Below are 17,776 nucleotides of genomic sequence, written 5' to 3'. Positions count from 1 at the left end.
GCGGCGGCAAGCGACGCACGGCACGGGCGGTCCCGTTCACCACTATTCAAACAGCGATATCGCCGTGCGTCTGACCTCGATTAAACTCGCTGGCTTCAAATCATTCGTCGATCCCACGCATTTCCAGGTTCCGGGCCAACTCGTCGGGGTGGTCGGGCCGAACGGCTGTGGGAAATCCAACATCATCGACGCGGTGCGCTGGGTGCTGGGTGAATCCCGGGCATCCGAGCTGCGTGGCGAGTCGATGCAGGACGTCATCTTCAACGGTTCCACCGCGCGCAAGCCGGGCAGCCGCGCGAGCGTCGAACTGGTGTTCGACAACGCGGACGGCCGGGCCGCCGGGCAGTGGGGTCAGTATGCCGAGATCGCCGTGAAGCGCGTGCTCACGCGTGACGGCACTTCGAGCTACTACATCAACAACCTGCCGGCGCGCCGGCGCGATATCCAGGACATCTTCCTCGGCACGGGCCTCGGCCCGCGCGCGTACGCGATCATAGGGCAGGGCATGATTGCGCGGATCATCGAGGCAAAGCCCGAAGAGCTGCGCGTGTTCCTCGAAGAGGCCGCGGGCGTTTCGAAATACAAGGAACGCCGCCGCGAGACCGAGAACCGCCTGCACGACACGCGCGAAAACCTCACGCGCGTCGAGGACATCGTGCGCGAACTGTCCAACAACCTCGAAAAGCTCGAGGGCCAGGCAGTCGTCGCCACGAAATTCCGCGATCTGCAGTCCGAAGGCGAGGAAAAGCAGCGCCTTCTGTGGCTCTTGCGCAAGAACGAGGCGGCGGGCGAACAGCAACGCCAGCAACGCGCGATCGAGCAGGCGCAGATCGACCTTGAGCGGCATACCGCGCAGCTGCGCGAGGTGGAAGCGCAGCTCGAAACGCTGCGCGTGACCCACTACTCGGCAAGCGACGCCATGCAGGGCGCGCAAGGCGCGCTCTATGAAGCGAACGCCGAAGTGAGCCGTCTCGAAGCCGAGATCAAGTTCATCGTCGAGTCGCGCAACCGCGCGCAGGCGCAGATCGCCGCGCTCACCGCGCAGCGCGAGCAGTGGCAAGTTCAGGCGCAGAAGGCGCAGGACGACATCGAAGACGCCGAGGAGCAACTGGCGATCGCCGAGGAAAAGGCGGCGCTCGCGGAGGACGATGCGGCGGCAAAGCAGGAAGCGCTGCCCGCGCTCGAAAACCGCTGGCGCGACGCACAGACGCAACTGAACGACGAGCGCGCGGGCATCGCGCGCACCGAGCAGGCCATCAAGCTCGAAGCCGCGCACCAGCGCAACGCCGACCAGATGCTCCAGCAGCTTCAGCAACGCCATGAGCGGCTGAAGTCGGAGGAAGGCGGACTCGACGCGCCGGACGAAGCCCAGCTCCAAGAGCTGCGCATGCAGCTGGCCGAGCAGGAGGAAGTGCTTCACGAGGCGCAGGCGCGTCTCGCGGATGCGCAGGAAACGGTGCCGCGCCTCGACGCGGAGCGCCGTGCCGCGCATGAACGCGTGCAGGCTGAAAACGCGCAGATCCACCAGTTCGAAGCCCGCCTCGCCGCACTCAAGCAGTTGCAGGAAAACGTGCAAACGGAAGGCAAGATCCAGCCGTGGCTCGAGCGTCATGAACTGGGCGCATTGCCGCGGCTCTGGAAGAAGCTGCACGTCGAAGCGGGCTGGGAGACGGCGCTCGAAGCCGTGCTGCGTGAGCGGCTCGCCGCGCTCGAAGTGTCGAACCTCGACTGGGTGAAGGCATTCGCGAGCGACGCACCGCCTGCGAAGCTCGCGTTCTATTCGCCGCCTGTCGCGGGTCAGGCAAGCGCCGCGCCCGCGGGCCTCACGCCGCTGCTTTCGCTCGTGCGTATCGACGACGCGGGCTTGCGCGCGGTGCTCACCGAATGGCTTGGCTCGACCTACGTTGCCAACGATCTTGCCGAGGCGCTTGCCCAGCGCACGCAGCTGCCAGGCAGCTGCGCGTTCGTCGTAAAAGCCGGTCACGTGGTGACGCGCGTGGGCGTGCAGCTGTACGCCGCCGACACCGAGCAGGCTGGCATGCTCGCGCGTCAGCAGGAGATCGAGAATCTCGAGCGCCAGGTGCGTGCTCAAGCATTGCTCGCCGATGAGGCGCGCACCGCTGTCGTGCGCGCGGAAGCCGCGCATACGCAGGCCGCGCAGGTACTCACGGACGTGCGCCAGCAAGCCGAGCGCGCGACCCAGCGCGTGCACGCACTGCAGATGGATGTGCTGAAGCTCACGCAGGCGCATGAGCGCTACACGGCGCGCAGCACGCAGATCCGTGAAGAACTGGACGAGATTCGTACACAGATCGAAGAGCAGCGCGCGCTGCGGGCGGAGTCGGAAGCGAACTTCGAACGCCACGACGCCGAACTCGCCGAACTGCAAGCTCGCTTCGAGGACAACCAACTCGCGTTCGAAGCGCTCGACGAGGAACTCGGCGCGGCGCGCAACCAGGCGCGCGATCTCGAACGCGCGGCCGCAGACGCGCGCTTTGCGGCGCGCAACATGGCGAACCGCATCGAAGAGCTGAGGCGCAACATTCAGGTCGCGCACGATCAGAGCGAACGCGTGGCCGCCTCGCTCGAAGACGCGCGCGCCGAGCTGGAAACGATCAACGAGCAGACCGCGCACACGGGCCTGCAGGACGCGCTGGAAATCCGTGCGCAGAAGGAAGACACGCTGCGCGCTGCGCGCGCCGAACTCGACGACTTGACCGCGAAGCTGCGTGCCGCCGACGAAACGCGCCTTGCCGCTGAACGCGCGCTGCAGCCGCTGCGCGACCGTATCACCGAGCTTCAGTTGAAGGAACAGGCGGCCCGCCTGAATGGCGAGCAGTTTGTCGAGCAGCTTCAGGCGGCTGGCGTAGACGAGGCCGCGCTGCAGGAAAAGCTCACGGCTGATATGAAGCCGTCGTACCTGCAAGGCGAAGTCACACGCATCAATAACGCGATCGCCGCGCTCGGGCCCGTCAATATGGCGGCACTCGACGAGTTGGCCGCGGCGAAGGAGCGCAAGACCTTCCTCGACGCCCAGTCCACCGACCTCACGAGTGCGATCGAGACGCTCGAAGACGCGATCCGCAAGATCGACCAGGAAACGCGCACGCTGCTTCAGGGCACTTTCGACGAAGTGAACCGTCATTTCGGCGAGCTGTTCCCGCGCCTCTTCGGTGGCGGCCAGGCGAAGCTCATCATGACTGGCGACGAAATTCTCGACGCGGGCGTGCAAGTGATGGCGCAGCCGCCCGGCAAGAAGAATTCGACGATCCACCTGCTTTCGGGCGGCGAGAAAGCGCTCACGGCCACGGCCCTCGTGTTCGCGATGTTCCAGCTCAACCCGGCGCCGTTCTGTCTGCTCGACGAAGTGGACGCGCCGCTCGACGACGCGAACACCGAGCGATTCGCGAACCTTGTTCGCGCGATGTCGGACAAAACACAGTTCCTGTTCATTTCGCACAACAAGATCGCCATGGAGATGGCGCAGCAGCTCATTGGCGTGACGATGCAGGAGCAGGGCGTTTCGCGCATCGTCGCGGTCGACATGGAAACGGCGGCGGGTTTCGCCCAGAATACGGTCTAATCGATTTATACGGTCTAACGGGCGGCGCGCGTTGCGTTGCCGGCGGCGCCGACGTCAAGGCAGCCGCCGCGCGCAATGCGCTTGCCAGAGAAACGGCGCGCACAATGCGCGCGCCGTCGAATAAGAATTGCTGATGGAGCATGCATGGACGAGTTGACTCTCGGGTTGATCGGCGCGGGCGCCGTGGTAGTCGGGGGCGTGGTGGTGTACAACGCGTGGCAAGGGGCGAGGGTGCGCCGGCGCATGCCGCGCCCAATGCCGGAAGAGGCAGTCGAGGCGCCGCAGCGCGACGAGTTCCAGGAGCAAAGCCCGTTCATCGAACCGGCGCACGCACCGTCGCGCCGTGAGCCTTCGCTTGCGGCCGGCTCGGAAGCCGAGCGCGTGGAGCCGGGTTTCGGGACCGTGGCGCCACTCGACACGCCGGCCGACATCCAGGCGGAAACAACGACACCTAACGGCTTTCCGGAGGACGAAGCGGCTACGCAGGAGCGCGGCGAGAGCACTCCGGCCGCAAGCGCGGTTGCCCCGGAATCCGCGAAGGACGACGACGAAGCCGAGCGTATCGAGCCGGTCATGCCGGCCGCCACGACGATCTCTTCGGCGCCGCCGGCCGTAGTCGACCGGCGCATCGACTGCATCGTGCCGATTCGGCTCGGCGCAACGGTAGCGGGCGAGCGGGTGATTCCGTTTGCGCAGCGGTTGCGCCGTGCGGGCAGCAAGCCGGTGCACATCGAAGGCAAACCCGAAGGGGGCGATGGCTGGGAACTGCTGCAAAGCGGCGTGCGCTACGAGGAGTTGCGTGCAGCTGCGCAACTCGCGAACCGCAACGGTCCGCTCAACGAACTCGAGTTCTCGGAATTCGTGACCGGCGTGCAGCAGTTTGCCGACGCGCTCGACGCTGCGCCCGAGTTTCCGGACATGATGGAAACGGTCGCGATGGCGCGCGAACTGGACGGCTTCGCGGCGCAATGCGATGCGCAGCTTTCCATCAACGTGATGTCGGACGGCGCGCCGTGGTCGGCAAACTACGTGCAGGCCGTGGCCGCGCAGGACGGTCTCCTGCTTTCGCGCGACGGCACGCGCTTCGTGAAGCTCGACGCGAAGCAGAGTCCCGTGTTCATGCTGCAGTTCGGCGACACCAATTTCCTGCGCGACGACCTCACGTACAAGGGCGGCGAGTTGATTACGCTGATCCTCGACGTGCCCGTGGCCGACGAAGACATCCTGCCTTTCCGCCTCATGTGCGACTACGCGAAGTCGCTCGCCGAGCGCATTGGCGGGCGCGTGGTCGACGACCAGCGCCGGCCGCTGCCGGAGTCCGTGCTGCAGTCGATCGACAAGCAGCTCATGACGCTCTACGCGAAGCTGGAGCAGGCCGGCATTCCGGCCGGCTCGCCGGCCACTCGGCGACTGTTCAGCCAGTAACGCAGAAGGCCTGCCACCCGCCAATAGACAAGGCGCGGCGCCGTAAGGGCGCCGCGCTTTTTTTGTGCGCGGGCGGCACGGCGCGGTCGGCGCCCGCAGGTCCAGGCGTTCGGTCATGGGTGTTTGATCGCCGTTACCGGCACGCGTGTTGCGGTGCATTCAAGTTCGCATTGCACCACCCGGGCGTCAATGCTACGGACGCAGCGTTAGCCATTCGGCCAGGACCTTGGGAGGGCCGTTCGGCGGCGCACGAAGATGGCCCGAAGTTGGCCGTTCAGCCGATGCGACACGCGCCGCTTCCTGAGATAATCTGACGTCCGAAATCACTTCCAACAGCGAGTCGCCCAAGGCATGGTCCGTACCCCCGCCCGTCCTCCCGAAGAAGCCACCGCTGCGCAGCGCGCGGTGTGGTTGCGCGCCGAACTCGAGCGTGCCAATCACGCCTACTACGTGCTCGACCAGCCGGAGCTGCCCGACGCGGAATACGACAAGCTGTTCGGCGAACTTCAGCAGATCGAGGCCGCGCATCCCGATCTCATCACGCCCGATTCGCCCACTCAGCGCGTGGGCGGAGAGGTCGCCGGGGGCTTCGAGCCCGTGGTGCACGACGTGCCGATGCTTTCGCTCAACAACGGCTTTGCCGACGAGGATATCGTTGCGTTCGACAAGCGCGTGGCCGATGCGCTCGGCAAGATCGCGGGCGCCGAAGTCGGCGCGGTCGAATATGCTGCTGAACTCAAGTTCGACGGCCTCGCCATCTCGCTGCGCTATGTCGACGGCGTGTTTGTCCAGGCGTCAACGCGCGGCGACGGCGCGACCGGCGAAAACGTCACGGAGAACGTGCGCACGATCCGCTCGCTGCCACTGCGCCTGAAGGGCAAGCGCGTGCCGAAGGTGCTCGACGTGCGCGGCGAGGTGCTGATGTTCCGCCGCGACTTCGAGCGCATGAACCAGCGTCAGCGCGACGCCGGTCACAAGGAATTTGCGAACCCGCGCAACGCGGCGGCGGGCAGCCTGCGTCAGCTCGATCCGAAGATCACCGCGCAGCGGCCGCTCTCGTTTTTCGCTTACGGCATTGGTGTGCTCGAGGGCGAGCCGATGCCGGCCACCCATAGCGAACTGCTCGACTGGTACGCGGAAATGGGCTTGCCGGTCAATTCCGAGCGTGCGGTCGTGAAGGGCGCGCAAGGTCTGCTCGAATTCTTCCGCACCGTTGGCGAGAAGCGCGATGGCCTGCCGTACGACATCGACGGCGTGGTTTACAAGGTGAACCGCCGCGAAGAGCAGGACGCGCTCGGCTTCGTTTCGCGCGCGCCGCGTTTCGCGCTCGCGCACAAGTTTCCGGCCCAGGAAGCACTGACGAAGCTGCTGGCCATCGACGTACAGGTGGGCCGTACAGGCGCGATTACGCCGGTTGCGCGGCTCGAACCGGTGTTCGTCGGCGGCGCGACGGTGACCAATGCCACGCTCCACAACGAAGACGAAGTGCGCCGCAAGGACATCCGCATCGGCGATACGGTGATTGTGCGGCGCGCCGGCGACGTAATTCCCGAGGTGGTCAGTGCGCTCATGGACCGCCGTCCGGCCGACGCCCACGAGTTCGTGATGCCGACCGAATGTCCGGTCTGTGGATCGCGCATCGAGCGTCTGCCCGACGAGGCGATCGCTCGCTGCACGGGCGGTCTCTTCTGTCCGGCGCAACGCAAACAGGCGCTCTGGCACTTCGCCCAGCGCCGTGCGCTCGATATCGACGGACTGGGCGAGAAGATCATCGACCAGCTGGTCGACCAGAACCTCGTGCGCACGCCCGCCGATCTTTTCAGTCTCGGCTTCGGCGCGCTTGCGCAGCTCGATCGCATGGCCGACAAATCGGCGCAAAACCTGCTCGACTCGCTCGAAAAGGCCAAATCCACGTCGCTTGCGCGCTTCATCTACGCTCTCGGCATTCGGCACGTGGGCGAGTCGACGGCCAAGGATCTCGCCAAACATTTCGGCTCGCTCGATCCGATCATGAGCGCGTCGGTCGAAGAACTGCTCGAAGTGAACGATGTGGGTCCCATCGTCGCGCTCGCAATTCACGAATTTTTTGCGGAAGAGCATAACCGCACGGTAATCGAGCAACTGCGCGCGCCGGGCAAAGTAACATGGGCGGAAGGTCCGCCCGCGCCGAAGGCGCCGGTGGGCGTGCTGGCCGGCAAGACGGTGGTGCTCACGGGCACGCTGCCCACGCTCTCGCGCGACGAGGCGAAGGAGATGCTGGAGGCGGCCGGCGCGAAGGTGGCCGGCTCGGTCTCGAAGAAGACCGATTATGTGGTGGCGGGCGCCGATGCGGGCAGCAAGCTCGCAAAAGCCGAGGAACTCGGTGTGCCGGTGCTCGACGAAGAAGGAATGCGCAAGCTCCTGGAGGGGCAAACGACATGATTCGCGAAATTCTCAGAATGGGCGATCCGCGCCTGCTCAGCATTGCCAGGCCCGTCGATCACTTCGATACGCCCGAACTGCACGAACTCATAGCCGATATGTTCGACACCATGCACGCGGCGAACGGCGCGGGCTTGGCCGCCCCGCAGATCGGCGTCGACTTGCAGGTGGTGATCTTCGGTTTCGAGCAGAACGAGCGCTATCCCGAAGCGCCGGCTGTGCCGCAAACCGTGCTCATCAACCCGGTCATCCATCCTCTGTCACACGACATGGAAGAGGGCTGGGAGGGTTGTCTTTCGGTGCCGGGCATGCGTGGCGCCGTGAGCCGCTATTCGATGATCCGCTATGACGGCTTCGATCAGTACGGCACGCCCATCGAGCGTGTGGCGGAGGGCTTTCACGCACGGGTTGTCCAGCACGAATGCGACCACCTGATCGGCAAGCTGTACCCCATGCGCATTACCGACTTCTCGAAGTTCGGCTTTACCGAGGTTCTGTTTCCGGAACTCGACCCGAACAGCGACGACTGAAGATCAAAGCAGCATGAAAAACGGGAGCCAGATGGCTCCCGTTTTTCATGCAACGCGGCGTTTGGCGCTGCTGCGGCGTTAGAACGCTTCGTCAGCGGCCAGATAACGCCATTGGCCTTGCGGCAGCGCGCCGAGCAGCACGCGGCCCATGCGCACGCGCTTGAGGCCCACGACCTTGAGGCCGACCAGTTCGCACATGCGGCGGATCTGGCGCTTCTTGCCTTCGCGCAGCACGAAACGCAACTGCTCGCCGTTTTGCCAGCTCACCTGCGCGGGCTTGAGCGGCACGTCGTCGAGCGACAGGCCGTGGCGCAGTTGCGCGAGCAACTCGGCCGGGAAGTGCTGATCGATTTCGGTCTCGATATCGTTGTAGGTGACGCGGACGAGGTATTCCTTGTCGATGTCCGAGCTCTCGCCGATCAACTGCTTGGCCACGCGGCCGTCCTGGGTCAGCACGAGCAGGCCGGTCGAGTCGATGTCGAGCCGGCCAGCCGGCGCGAGCGTGCGCAGATGCGTGGCCGAAAAACGGATCCCCGAATGGTCGCCGTCCCAATGATTCTCGCCGGTGATGAGCACGGCGGCGGGCTCGTAGCCGTCCTCGGCCTGGCCCGACACATAGCCCACGGGCTTGTGTAGCAGGATCGTCACCTGGCGCGCCTGCGCGGCGAGCGCGGCCGGATCGACCTCGATGCGCTGATTCGGTGTGACCTTCGCGCCGAGCGTGTCGACGACTTCACCGTCCACATAGACCCAGCCTTTTTCGATCCACTCGTCGGCTTCACGGCGCGAGCACAGGCCCAGCTCGGACATGCGCTTGGACAGGCGCAGGGTGTTCTCGCCGTCGACTTCCTCGCGCGGTGTGCGGCGCGGTGCGGATTCGGCGTCGGCGGTACGCCGCGGGGGCTTCTCGGCCGATTTGGCGGGGCGGGCCGTCTTGTGGGCGCCACCGCTTTCTTCGGCACTGCGGCGTGCGCGCGGCGCGGCGCTTTCACGGTCATCGCGCGAGGTGGATTTCACCGGGCGAGCGAAACGACGCTCCGTTCCCTCGTCGCGCTCGCGTGCGGGGCGGCGGTCGTCACTATCCGTGCGGCGGGCGAAGCGTCCCTCGCTGCCTTCTGCGCCACTGCGCGGGGGGCGACGGTTATCGCCTTCGGTGCGTCGTTCGAAGCGACGCTCGCCACCTTCCTCACGGCTGCGAGGCGGCCGACGGTCATCACCTTCGGCGCGACGCGCGAAGGGACGTGCACCCCCTTCTTCGCGGCTGCGCGGCGGGCGGCGATCGTCGCCTTCGGTGCGTCGTTCGAAGCGACGCTCGCCACCTTCCTCACGGCTGCGAGGCGGGCGGCGGTCATCACCTTCGGCGCGGCGGGCGAATGGACGTGGACCACCTTCCTCACGACCACGCGGCGGGCGACGGTCATCACCTTCGGTGCGGCGGGCGAATGGACGTGCACCACCTTCTTCGCGGCTGCGCGGCGGGCGACGATCGTCACCTTCGGTGCGTCGCTCGAAGCGACGTTCGCCACCTTCCTCACGGCTGCGAGGCGGGCGACGGTCATCACCTTCGGCGCGACGCGCGTAGGGTCGTGCACCCCCTTCTTCGCGGCTGCGCGGCGGCCGGCGATCGTCGCCTTCGGTGCGTCGCTCGAAGCGACGCTCGCCACCTTCCTCACGGCTGCGAGGCGGGCGACGGTCATCACTTTCGGTGCGCCGCGCAAAAGGACGTGCACCACCCTCTTCGCGGCTACGCGGCGGGCGGCGGTCATCACCTTCGGCACGGCGCGCGAAGGGACGTGCACCCCCTTCGTCACGACCACGCGGTGGACGGCGATCGTCGCCTTGAGGGCGGGGCGCGAAGCGACGCTCGCCGCTTTCGTCACGGCCGCGAGCCAATCCACGCGCCTCATCGCCGGAGCGACGGGCGGGGCGGCGCTCGTCGCCGAAGCCGCCTTCGCGAGCAGGTCGCGCTGGACGGCTCGAACCGTCGCGCTCACGCGCCATGGCTGGCCGTGCCGGGCGCGTATCGCCGGCGCGAGGCGTAGTGCGGTCGGCGGAGGTGCGCGCAGGCTTTCCCGCCGATGGCTTCGCAGCCGACGCCGGACGAGCGTCCGTCGGCCGAACCTCCGCCGGCCGCACCGGCTTACGCGCGGTCGTGCTGCCGCGGCGGACGGGGGCGCGTTCCGGTGTGGTCGGGCGCGGATGTTTGGCTGTCAGTTTGGCTCGCATGGATCTGGGTATTTCGCTTGGGTCATTCACACTGCGATCGCGCGCAGCAGTTCGGTTTCGACGTGAATCTGCTGGCGGTTGTCGGAAAGTCCCGATCCGTCGAGCAGAAACACGTCTTCCACACGTTCGCCGAGCGTATTGATCCGCGCCGCATGGACGCCGACATGATGCTCCGCGAGCACGCGCGCGATGGAATAGAGGAGGCCCGGCCGGTCGTTCGCCGACACGGACAGGATGTAGTATTGGCCGCGCTCGTCGGCCCGCAGGTCGACGCGCGGCGTCACCGGGAAGGTGCGCGACAGGCGTGAGAGCCGGCCCTTCGACGGCTCCGGCAGCGCATTGCCCGTCGCCTTCAGGCGCGCCGCGAGTTCCTGTTCGACGAGATTCGCGATATCGCGATAGTGCACGTCGCCCTCGGTGTGGGCGACGATGAAGTTATCGAGCGCATAGCCGTGGCGCGTGGTGCTCACGCGCGCGTCGAGCACGGAAAGTCCGCTGCGGTCGAAGTACGCGCACATCGTCGCGAAGAGATCGGGACGATCCTGCGCGTAGACGAGCACCTGCAGCGCCTCGCCGATCGGCGACGGGCGCGCGCGCACGACCGGCTCCGGCGCTTCGACGTGGCGGTAAAGCACGCGCGTTTGCCAGGCGATGTCGGCGGCGTCGTGGCGCAGGAAATAGCCCACATCGAGCTTGTCCCAGAGCGCGCGGTGCGCGTGCTCCGGCACTGTCTCGAGGCGTAGCAGCGCGAGCGCCAACTCCTGGCGCGTCTTGAGTTCCGAGTGCGCGTCGGGCTTGGCGCCGCCGAGCACGGCGAGCGTCGAGCGGTAGAGGTCTTCGAGCAGCTTGCCCTTCCAGTTGTTCCAGACCTTCGGGCTCGTGCCGCGAATGTCGGCGACCGTCAGCAGGTAGAGCGCCGAAAGACGCCGCTCCGTGCCGACGAGTTCGGCGAAGCGTTTCACGACTTCGGGGTCGGTGATGTCCTGCTTCTGGGCGACCTGGCTCATCGTCAGGTGCTGCTGGACGAGCCAGACGACCAGGTCCGCGTCGTCGCCCGTAATGTCGTGCTCGCGGCAAAAGCGCCGCGCGTCGGCCATGCCGAGCTGCGAGTGGTCGCCGCCGCGGCCCTTGGCGATGTCGTGGAACAGCGCCGCGACGTAGAGCACCCAAGGGCGCTCGAAGTTGGCGATGAGCTGGCTGCAGAACGGATACTCGTGCGCATGCTCGGCCACGGCGAAGCGGCGCATGTTGCGCAGCACCATCAGGATGTGCTGGTCGACCGTGTAGACGTGATAGAGGTCGTGCTGCATTTGCCCGACGATGCGGCGGAAATTCAACAGATAGCGTCCGAGCACGCTCGTCTGGTTCATGAGCCGCATGGCGTGCGTGATGCCAGCCGGCTGCTTGAGGATCTCCATGAAGAGCCGGCGGTTCTCCGGGTCGCGGCGCCAGCGCTGGTCCATGGTCTCGCGCGCGTTGTAGAGCGCGCGCAGGGTGCGCGCCGACAGGCCCTTCACGCCGGGCACCTGCTCGTAGAGCAGGAACGCTTCGAGAATCGCGTGCGGCTCGCGTTCGAACACGTCGTCGCTGACGATTTCCAGCATCCCCTGCTTCTCGACGAAGTGCTCGGAGAGCGTGCGCGTGATGCCGCTCGTGCTCGGAAAGAGCTGCGCCTCGATGTTCTGGATCAGGATAGTGGAAAGCTGCGTGACCGCCTTCGCGGCCCAGTAGTAGCGGCGCATGAGTTGCTCGCTCGCCCGTCGCGCGCTGCTTGCCTTGTAGCCGAAGCTTTCGGCCACCGCCGTCTGCAGGTCGAACACGAGGATGTCCTGGCGCCGCCCCGCGATCACGTGCAGGCGCGCGCGCAGCGCCTTGAGAAACGCCTCGTTGCGGCGTAGTTCGCGCGCCTCGCGCCCGGTGATCAGACCGCGCTGGTCCAGTTCCTTCCAGCTGCTGCCGAAGGCGGCGGCTTCGGTGATCCAGAGGATCAGCTGCAGGTCGCGCAGGCCGCCGGGGCTTTCCTTGACGTTAGGTTCGAGCGAGTAGGGCGTGTCCTGGAAACGCGCATGGCGCTGGCGCATTTCGAGCACTTTCGCCTGGAAGAACGCGCGCGGGTCCATGGCGTCGCGATAACGCTGCGCGAAGTCGTCGAAGAGTGTCGCGCTGCCCGTGATGCGGCGCGCCTCGAGGAGCGACGTACGCACGGTGACGTCGTTGGCGGCTTCTTCGAGGCATTGCGAGACGCTGCGCACGCTGCTGCCGATATCGAGTCCGAGATCCCACGCGAGGCCGATGAACCGCTCGATGCGTTCTTCGAGCAGCGTGAGCGTCTCGGCGTCCGGCAGCAGGACGAGGATGTCGACGTCGGACCAGGGCGCGAGCTCGCCGCGCCCGAAACCGCCCACGGCCACGAGCGCCAGCGTGGCCGGCAACTCGCACAGGTTCCAGGCGCTGCGCAAGGTGTCGTCGGTGGTGCCGGCAAGGGTGCGCATCAGCGAATCGACATTGGTCGCAGTCTTGAAACGCTCGAGCAACTGGGCCTTGGCGGCCTTGTAGTCGGATTTCAGCGACGACGTATCGGGAACGGCGACAGCGGGAAAGCTCATGGGCTCGGGTCGTGTCTGGCGTGGTTGGGCGGGCGGCCGGTCGTGCGCGCGGCTGGCCTCGCGCTTGCGGCTGGCCGCGTTGGTTCGTCGGCTAGTGCGTCGTTTGCTTTGCAGGCTGCCCCATCGTGCTGCTGGCGCCGGGCGGCGACCGGGTGCAGCGCCTCGCTCGCGTTGGGCATACCGGCCCGAGGCGCAGGACGCTTTCTACGTGCACGTCCATTTTGCGCCGGATCGCGCCACGAAGCGCTTCCCGGCACCTTTTTACGGCAGTCAGGCCGTCGTGCCCGCCATCTGCGCGACGATAGCCGGCTTGGCGGGCGTACCCGCCGAGACCGTCAGGACCTCGTAGCCCGTTTCGGTCACGAGCACCGTGTGCTCCCACTGCGCGGACAGGCTACGGTCTTTCGTCTTGACGGTCCATTGGTCCGGCATGGTGCGGATGTCGCGGCGGCCGGCGTTGATCATCGGCTCGACGGTGAAGATCATGCCGGGTACGAGTTCGATGCCCGTGCCGGGGCGGCCGTAGTGCAGCACCTGCGGGTCTTCGTGGAACACCGTGCCGATGCCGTGGCCGCAGTATTCGCGCACCACGCTGTAGCCCTGGCTTTCGGCGTAGCGCTGGATGGCATGGCCGATGTCGCCCAGATGGCCGCCTGGGCGCACCTGGTCGATGCCGAGCCACATGCATTCATACGTGGTCTGCACGAGGCGCCTGGCGAGGATCGAGCCTTCGCCGACGATGAACATGCGGCTCGTGTCGCCAAAATAGCCTTCCTTGATGACGGTGATGTCGATATTGAGCGCGTCGCCGTTCTTCAGCGCCTTGTCGCCCGGAATACCGTGACAGATCACGTCGTTCACGGAAGTGCAGATCGCCTTCGGGTAGGGCGGATAGCCGGGCGGCTGATAGTTCAGCGGCGCGGGCACCGTGCCCTGCACATTGGTCATGTATTCGTGGCACAGGCGATCGAGTTCGCCCGTCGTCACGCCAGCGGTGACGAACGGCGTGATGTAATCGAGCACCTCGCTCGCCAGCCGGCAGGCGACGCGCATTTGCGCGATGTCTTGTTCGTTCTTGATCGAAATGGCCATGGTATGCGCCCGAAAATGCAGTCGAATATTCAATTATCGCACCTAATGCGGGCGGTCGCTGACTTTTGAAAAGGCGCGGGCGCGCCCGCGGCCACTATTCCGCGGGTAATAGCTGTCTTGAGTAAGGGGCGGTTTGCGTGCTATACTCTTCGGCTAAGTCGCTTCCATATCTTTCGAATTCATCTTCGAAATTTTGCCGGGAGCGGCTGAATCCGCCGTTGCCGCGGAGCGCTTTGCCAAGGACGTATTTTGGCGGGTGCGCGAAGAACATTCGGAAGCATCTTCTTCAGGCAGCACACTCGCAAGCCGGCGCACCGAGGGTGTCGGACGCGTCGATCTCCGGAAACGGGGGGCGCACCGATACGGCAGCCGGCTTCAGACCCAAACCCTAGCGGAGAATTGAAACATGGCAGTTACCATGCGCCAAATGCTGGAAGCCGGTGTCCATTTCGGTCACCAAACGCGCTTCTGGAACCCGAAGATGGCCCCCTTCATTTTCGGCCATCGCAACAAGATTCACATCATCAACCTCGAAAAGACGCTGCCGATGTACAACGACGCGCTGAAGTACGTGCGTCAACTGGCATCGAACCGCGGCACGATCCTGTTCGTGGGCACGAAGCGTCAATCGCGTGACACGATCGCTGAAGAGGCAAACCGCGCTGGTATGCCGTTCGTGAACGCGCGCTGGCTCGGCGGCATGCTGACCAACTTCAAGACGCTGAAGGTTTCGATCAAGCGCCTGAAGGACATGGAAACAGCCGTGGAAGCGGGTGAGCTCGAGAAGATGAGCAAGAAGGAAGCCCTCCTGTTCGAACGCGAAATCGCCAAGCTGCAAAAGTCGATCGGCGGCGTGAAGGACATGGGCGGCATTCCGGACGCAATTTTCGTGGTCGACGTCGGCTACCACAAGATTGCCGTGACGGAAGCGAACAAGCTGGGCATCCCCGTGATCGCCGTGGTCGATACGAACCACTCGCCGGAAGGCATCGATTACGTGATCCCGGGCAACGACGACGCGAGCAAGGCCGTTGCGCTCTACACGCAAGGCGTGGCTGACGCGATCCTCGAAGGCCGTGCGAACGCGGTCAACGACGTGGTTGTGGCCGCGCGCGGCAACGACGGCGACGACGAGTTCGTCGAGGTCAATTCGGAGGCGTAAGCTGCCCCGTGTCCGGCAAGAAAAGGGGGCTTTCCATAGGCCCCTTTTTTTTAAGCCGCGACTTTCGTCGCCGCTTCATATGAGCGGCACCGTAGCCCTGTAGAAGCAGCTGTAAAAAAGCGTTTCACCGCAGGCGGAAACGGAAACGAATTTCTGCCGGCCGCGTCGAAAGGCGGGCGGCGTGTACCAGACAGACTCAAGGAGCGAATGATGGCGGCAATTACCGCAAGCATGGTGGCAGAACTGCGCGCGAAGACCGACGCGCCGATGATGGAATGCAAGAAGGCGCTGACGGAAGCCGACGGCGACCTGGCGCGCGCTGAAGAACTGCTGCGCGTGAAGCTCGGCAACAAGGCCAGCAAGGCCGCTTCGCGCGTGACGGCTGAAGGCGTGATCGCTTCGTTCATCGGCGGCAACGACGGTGCGATCGTCGAACTGAACTGCGAAACCGACTTCGTCTCGAAGAACGACGACTTCATCGGCTTCTCGAAGAAGATCGCCGAACTGGTCGCCACGCAAAACCCGGCTGACGTTGCGGCTCTCTCGGCGCTGCCGCTGGACGGCTCGACGGTCGACGCAGTGCGCCTCGCGCTGGTCGGCAAGATCGGCGAAAACCTCTCGATCCGCCGTTTCGCGCGTTTCGAAACCGCCAACAAGCTGGCTGCATACCTGCACGGTACGCGTATCGGCGTGCTGGTCGAGTACACGGGCGCAGACGAGCAAGTGGGCAAGGACGTCGCGATGCACATCGCCGCGATGAAGCCGGTCTCGCTGTCGTCGGACGACGTTCCGGCCGACCTGATCGCCAAGGAGCGCAGCATCGCCGAGCAGAAGGCTGCCGAGTCGGGCAAGCCGGCTGAGATCGTCGCGAAGATGGTCGAAGGTTCGGTCCAGAAGTACCTGAAGGAAGTCTCGCTCCTGAACCAGCCGTTCGTTAAGAACGACAAGCAGACGATCGAGCAGATGCTCAAGGCTGCTGGCACGACGGTGCAAAAGTTCGCACTCTTCGTGGTGGGCGAAGGCATCGAGAAGCGCCAGGACGATTTCGCTGCCGAAGTGGCCGCGCAAGTTGCTGCTGCAAAGCAGCAATAAGGACAGTAAGGCCGCCCGCCGCGTGTTACGCGGCGGGCGGCACCGCAGTTATTGCAGCATCGCAGTTTGTTGAGTTGTAAGCCGTGGCGGAGCAATCCGTCGTGGCGGGCAGCGTAGCGACCACGCGCATGGTAGTCCCCCGCCGTGCGCGGCGTCGGAAATCTTCGCTATTTCTGGCGGCGCTTGCCCGAAGCCGTATTTCACCCCTACAGTTTCAAGTTATTGCCCTTTGCGCGCGATCCTGGATACCTCCATGCCCACACCCGCCTATAAACGCGTCCTGCTCAAACTTTCCGGCGAAGCCCTGATGGGCGATGATGCCTTCGGCATCAATCGCGCCACGATCGAACGTATGGTGGCGGACGTGGCCGAGGTCGTGCGTCTCGGCACCCAGCTCGCAGTCGTGATCGGCGGCGGCAACATTTTCCGCGGCGTCGCGGGCGGTGCAGCCGGTATGGACCGCGCAACGGCCGACTACATGGGCATGCTCGCCACGATGATGAACGCGCTCGCGCTGCAGGACGCCATGCGTCATGCGGGTATCGAGGCGCGCGTGCAGTCGGCATTGCGCATGGACCAGGTCGTCGAACCGTACATCCGCCCCCGCGCGATCCGCCAGCTCGAAGAAGGCAAGGTCGTGATCTTCGCCGCGGGCACGGGCAACCCGTTCTTCACCACCGACACGGCTGCTGCGCTGCGCGGCTCGGAAGTCGGTGCCGAAGTCGTGCTGAAGGCCACCAAGGTCGACGGCGTCTACTCGGCCGACCCGAAGAAGGACCCCACCGCCACGCGCTACTCGACGATCAGCTTCGATGAGGCAATTGGCCGCAACCTGCAGGTGATGGACGCCACCGCGTTCGCGCTGTGCCGCGACCAGAAGCTGCCGATCCGGGTTTTTTCCATCGTCAAGCCGGGTGCACTCAAGCGCATCGTTCTGGGTGAAGACGAAGGGACGCTCGTCCACGTGTAAACTCTCGTCTCACGAGAGGTTCGAACACGGGCCGCGCCGCCCATCAGCGCGCCGGCGGGCCTGTTCCGTTATGAAGGTTCGGAGGTATCAAAATGGCTGTGGCTGACATCAAGAAGGGCGCCGAGCAGAAAATGCAGCGCTCGATCGACTCGTTCAAGAGCGATCTGGCGAAAATCCGCACGGGCCGTGCCCATACCGGTCTGCTCGACCACATCCAGGTCGACTACTACGGCTCGCCCGTGCCTATCTCGCAAGTCGCCAACCTCACGCTCGTCGACGCACGCACGATCGGCGTTCAGGCGTGGGAAAAGAAAATGGTGCCGGTGATCGAAAAGGCGATCCGCGAGTCGGATCTCGGCCTGAACCCGGCCACGCACGGCGACCTGATTCGCGTGCCGATGCCCGCGCTCACCGAAGAGCGCCGCAGGGAGCTCACGAAGGTCGTCAAGAACGAAGGTGAAACGGCGAAGGTAGCCGTGCGTAACCTGCGTCGCGACGCCAACGAACAGCTCAAGAAGCTCGTAAAGGACAAGGAAATTTCCGAAGACGACGAGCGCCGTGGCAGCGACGAAGTCCAGAAGCTGACTGACCGCTTCGTGGCCGAGATCGACAAGCTCGTGCAGACGAAGGAAGCCGAGATCATGACGGTCTGAGGCCTTAGAGCTCCCA

The 17,776-nt window shown here is 65.2% G+C and carries 12 protein-coding genes; 8 read left to right on the top strand and 4 right to left on the bottom strand.

Annotation, left to right across the window (positions count from 1 at the left end; all coding sequences use genetic code 11):
* Positions 1-64: 64 nt before the first annotated feature.
* The 4 genes from smc (at position 65) to def (ending at position 7,959) form a co-directional block, all read left to right on the top strand.
* On the top strand, positions 65-3,583 hold the full coding sequence (gene smc, locus JMY28_RS17415; RefSeq protein WP_201697162.1) for a chromosome segregation protein SMC: 3,519 nt from the start codon (positions 65-67) through the stop codon (positions 3,581-3,583).
* A gap of 144 nt (positions 3,584-3,727) precedes the next feature.
* Positions 3,728-5,008, top strand: coding sequence for a cell division protein ZipA C-terminal FtsZ-binding domain-containing protein (locus JMY28_RS17410; RefSeq protein WP_201697161.1), 1,281 nt, complete (start codon positions 3,728-3,730; stop codon positions 5,006-5,008).
* A 351-nt stretch (positions 5,009-5,359) separates the two neighbouring features.
* Positions 5,360-7,429, top strand: coding sequence for an NAD-dependent DNA ligase LigA (ligA, locus tag JMY28_RS17405; RefSeq protein WP_201697160.1), 2,070 nt, complete (start codon positions 5,360-5,362; stop codon positions 7,427-7,429).
* Positions 7,426-7,959: a peptide deformylase gene (gene def / locus JMY28_RS17400; protein ID WP_158757664.1), complete on the top strand. Its 534-nt coding sequence runs from the start codon at positions 7,426-7,428 to the stop codon at positions 7,957-7,959. Before ligA ends, def begins: the two co-directional genes overlap by 4 nt.
* Positions 7,960-8,037: 78 nt before the next feature.
* On the opposite strand, the gene JMY28_RS39435 is transcribed toward def, so the two are convergent.
* The 4 genes from JMY28_RS39435 to map form a co-directional block, all read right to left on the bottom strand.
* Positions 8,038-8,976 carry a pseudouridine synthase gene (locus JMY28_RS39435; protein ID WP_328809418.1) on the bottom strand — a complete coding sequence of 313 codons (939 nt, stop codon included), beginning with the start codon at positions 8,974-8,976 and terminating at the stop codon, positions 8,038-8,040.
* A complete protein-coding gene (locus tag JMY28_RS39430) occupies positions 8,973-9,953 on the bottom strand; it encodes a hypothetical protein (RefSeq protein ID WP_328809417.1) in 981 nt (326 codons plus the stop codon). The genes JMY28_RS39435 and JMY28_RS39430 overlap by 4 nt, the downstream gene beginning before the upstream one ends.
* A 258-nt stretch (positions 9,954-10,211) precedes the next feature.
* Complete coding sequence (locus JMY28_RS17390; protein ID WP_201697158.1) at positions 10,212-12,791, bottom strand: [protein-PII] uridylyltransferase; 2,580 nt, start codon at positions 12,789-12,791, stop codon at positions 10,212-10,214.
* Between the two features lie 270 nt (positions 12,792-13,061).
* Positions 13,062-13,883 (bottom strand): type I methionyl aminopeptidase, encoded by an 822-nt coding sequence (gene map, locus JMY28_RS17385; protein ID WP_201697157.1) that lies wholly within the window; start codon positions 13,881-13,883, stop codon positions 13,062-13,064.
* Between the two features lie 406 nt (positions 13,884-14,289).
* On the opposite strand from map, the gene rpsB reads away from it, so the two are divergent.
* The 4 genes from rpsB to frr all read left to right on the top strand — a co-directional run bounded on the left by rpsB (position 14,290) and on the right by frr (position 17,760).
* Positions 14,290-15,045, top strand: coding sequence for a 30S ribosomal protein S2 (gene rpsB, locus JMY28_RS17380; protein WP_201697156.1), 756 nt, complete (start codon positions 14,290-14,292; stop codon positions 15,043-15,045).
* A gap of 210 nt (positions 15,046-15,255) precedes the next feature.
* Positions 15,256-16,137 carry a translation elongation factor Ts gene (gene tsf / locus JMY28_RS17375; RefSeq protein ID WP_201697155.1) on the top strand — a complete coding sequence of 294 codons (882 nt, stop codon included), beginning with the start codon at positions 15,256-15,258 and terminating at the stop codon, positions 16,135-16,137.
* Positions 16,138-16,390: 253 nt separating this feature from the next.
* Entirely contained in the window at positions 16,391-17,107 is a 717-nt protein-coding gene (pyrH, locus tag JMY28_RS17370) for a UMP kinase (protein WP_028204061.1), read from the top strand.
* A 92-nt stretch (positions 17,108-17,199) separates the two neighbouring features.
* Entirely contained in the window at positions 17,200-17,760 is a 561-nt protein-coding gene (frr, locus tag JMY28_RS17365; RefSeq protein WP_201697154.1) for a ribosome recycling factor, read from the top strand.
* Positions 17,761-17,776: the final 16 nt, after the last annotated feature.

This window comes from Paraburkholderia hiiakae (assembly GCF_904848665.1).
Classification (GTDB): Bacteria; Pseudomonadota; Gammaproteobacteria; order Burkholderiales; family Burkholderiaceae; genus Paraburkholderia; species Paraburkholderia hiiakae.
The sequence above is the reverse complement of the archived record's forward strand: the minus strand, read 5'-3'. Positions and strand labels throughout refer to the sequence as shown.